Genomic DNA, 3,210 nt, shown 5'->3' with positions numbered 1-3,210 from the left:
TATATAAAAGCTGTAGCTGGTTGGCCAATTGGTTCTTTAAAATCCAACAATCTATCCGGCCTTCGATTTTTGCCGAGTGGTTTCCGCTCGGGTACAGATGGAGGTTTTGGCCCAAGTGGTGTGGCGTTTTCTACATTTTGGACAAGCTACAAGGATCAAAGAGGATATCCATATTTAGGAATTCTACAAGGATCAGAGGATTATTTGTCTACAGGCATTTCCGTCAATTCCAGAGATGGTTACAGTTTGCGGTGTGTAAAGGAATAGAGATTCCCCGAAATGCTGCGGGGCTTGCGTTCACATTGAACTAGGTTCTCATAAAAAATAAAGGTTGGAGAGGCAGCGTCCAGAATGACAATCGTGTCTTATACCTACTAATTTTCAAAAGATTCCCCGAAATGCTATGGGGCATGCTTTCACTTCGCAAAAGGTTATTTTAACAAAATAAGGTTGGAGAAGCTTGGTTACCAATGACAGAATTAGAAATTGCCCCTAGGCAAGCTCGGGGAACGGATGATTTGGTTAATTGAGGTGGGGTGTGGGAAAAGCGGCGACGCCGCTTTTCCCTCACCCCACCTCCCCCAAAGACGACCCCGATGGCCGAGCTTGCCGAGGCCCATTTAATTTGACCCAAATGTCCTTACCAATTCTGAACATTTTAAAAATGTTGGGGACTCAGAATGACCAAAAAAAACACCCAAACCTTTCTTTGTGCCTTAGTGTCTTTGTGGGAAAATCCCACCCATCTTTAAGAACATATTCTTTGCGCCTCCGCGTCTTTGCGGGAAACTCTTCTTACTTAAAAGCCGCTATCCCCGTAATCTCCTGCCCCAAAATCAACAAATGTATATCATGAGTTCCTTCATAAGTTACCACCGATTCCAGATTCATCATGTGGCGCATAATCGGGTATTCACCCGTGATGCCCATACCGCCGTGAATCTGACGGGCTTCGCGGGCGATGTCCAAGGCCATAGCCACATTGTTTCTTTTGGCCAATGAAATATGGGAAGTGGTGGCTTTGCCTTCATTCATCATTTTCCCCAGTTTCCAGACCAGCAATTGGGCCTTGGTGATTTCGGTCAGCATCTCGGCTAATTTCTTTTGGATCAGTTGGAATGAAGCAATTGGTTTGTCAAACTGTATTCGCTCCAGTGCATACCTTCTTGCAGAATCGTAGCAATCCATCGCAGCACCCAAAGTTCCCCAAGCAATGCCATACCTGGCGGAATCCAAACACATCAAAGGTGCACCCAAACCCGATTTGTTGGGCAAGAGGTTTTCTTTGGGGACTTTCACATTGTCAAAAACCAACTCGCCAGTACATGACGCACGAAGGGACCATTTGTTATGGGTTTCAGGTGTGCTAAACCCTTCCATACCTCTTTCCACGATCAGTCCATGGATTCTTCCTTCCTCATTTTTGGCCCATACTACAGCAATTTCTGCTTTTGGAGAATTGGAAATCCACATCTTGGCACCGTTCAACAAGTAATGGTCACCCATATCTTTGAAGTTGGTTGTCATGCCACTGGGGTTTGAACCATGGTCAGGTTCAGTCAGACCGAAGCAGCCCAATATTTCACCTGAAGCCAATTTGGGCAGGTATTTTTTCCTTTGCTCTTCGGACCCGAATTTATAAATAGGGTACATCACCAATGAACCCTGTACAGAGGCTGTAGACCGCATTCCGGAATCGCCTCTTTCTATTTCCTGCATGATCAGACCATAGGAGATATAATCCAAACCTCCGCCACCATATTCCTCAGGTATTTGTGGGCCAAAGGCGCCAACATTACCGAATTTTTTTACTATTTCATAAGGGAAATGGGCTTTTTGGGCCCAATCTTCAATATAAGGACTGATCTCTTTTTTGACAAAATCACGGATGGATGAACGGATAAGAATGTGTTCCTCGGTCAAGAGGTCATCGATCTGATAAAAGTCTACTCCTTCAAACATATCCTGTTTCAATGACTTGTGGACAGTTGCTGTACTTTCCATATTCTTTTGGTTTATTGCTAATTTAAATGGATTTTTACAGCCGAAATGCTGCTTTCCCGCCATGAAATAAACAAGAAGTAGGGGAAAAAACTACCTATTTGAGCAAAAAATTCGCACATGAGCACAGTCCAATACCCAAAAGACGTTTTAGATAAAATAGAGCTACTTCAGGAAAAATTCAAAGCTTCCGGTCAGGACCTTTCTTCCTACCTCGAAGGACTGTTGTATGCAGATTATATGACTTATTGGGATTACATCAACCTTGATATTCTTCTTTCCCTCCAACAGCCAAGAACCTCCTTCAAGGATGAAAAAATCTTTATCATGTACCATCAGATCACCGAGCTATACTTTAAGCTGATCATTTGGGAATTGGAACAGATTGCAGAAAGGGAACCGATTGATACCCGGTTTTTTAAAGAAAGATTGGAAAGGGTCAACATGTATTTTGACCAATTGATTTCTTCTTTTGCGGTGATGTGGAAAGGCATGGAAAGGGAGCAGTTTTTAAAATTCAGGATGTCTCTTTTGCCATCAAGCGGTTTTCAAAGCGCCCAATACCGGGTCATCGAAATTCTGGCCTGTGATGCACAACAATTGCTTTTCAAAGATATCAGGGAGAAAATGAAAGAGGAATCTGATGTCAATAAGCTGTTTGATAACCTGTATTGGCAACATGGGGCTGTCGAACTTGCTTCAGGAGAAAAAACACTGACTTTAAAGACCTTTGAGAAAAAATATGGAATAAGGTTGAAAGAGTTTATCGATAATTACAGATCGAATAACATTTGGCAGAAATACCTTTCCTGCACGGAAAAAGACGATGAACTGACCAAGTTGATGAAGGATTTTGACCTTAAAGCCAATGTATTCTGGCCCTTGGCCCATTACAAATCAGCCGTCCGTTATCTCCAAAGAGACCCGGTTGACATAGCAGCTACAGGGGGTACCAATTGGCAAAAATACTTACCGCCACGTTTCCAAAAAGTCATCTTCTATCCTGAACTTTGGACTGAAAAAGAAAGAGAAGAGTGGGGGAAAGGTTGGGTAGTGAGGGAAGTGTTTGGGGAAGAATGATGGGAGTACAAAGTACAATGAACCAAGTACCAAGAAGGGAGAAGCGAGAAGCGAGATGCGAGAACCAGAAGCTAAGAAAAAAGAGATTGGATAAGATGATCTTCGTTCAATTGTGTCAATGGCCTCTCC

3 protein-coding genes are annotated in these 3,210 nt (G+C 43.1%); 2 read left to right on the top strand and 1 reads right to left on the bottom strand.

The window, feature by feature from the left end; all coding sequences use genetic code 11:
- Window positions 1-267, top strand: a 267-nt coding sequence (locus tag ACEW8U_RS04285; protein WP_373520798.1) for a hypothetical protein, incomplete at its 5' end; no start/stop codon positions are given.
- A gap of 528 nt (window positions 268-795) precedes the next feature.
- Here ACEW8U_RS04285 and ACEW8U_RS04280 read toward each other — a convergent pair.
- Window positions 796-2,004: an acyl-CoA dehydrogenase family protein gene (locus ACEW8U_RS04280; protein ID WP_373520797.1), complete on the bottom strand. Its 1,209-nt coding sequence runs from the start codon at window positions 2,002-2,004 to the stop codon at window positions 796-798.
- Window positions 2,005-2,121: 117 nt separating this feature from the next.
- Here ACEW8U_RS04280 and ACEW8U_RS04275 point away from each other — a divergent pair, with 117 nt between their 5' ends.
- A complete protein-coding gene (locus tag ACEW8U_RS04275; RefSeq protein WP_373520796.1) occupies window positions 2,122-3,081 on the top strand; it encodes a tryptophan 2,3-dioxygenase family protein in 960 nt (319 codons plus the stop codon).
- Window positions 3,082-3,210: the final 129 nt, after the last annotated feature.

Source organism: Aquiflexum sp. (genome assembly GCF_041751335.1).
Taxonomy (GTDB): Bacteria; Bacteroidota; Bacteroidia; order Cytophagales; family Cyclobacteriaceae; genus Aquiflexum.
This window is presented reverse-complemented; position numbering and strand designations above follow the sequence as displayed.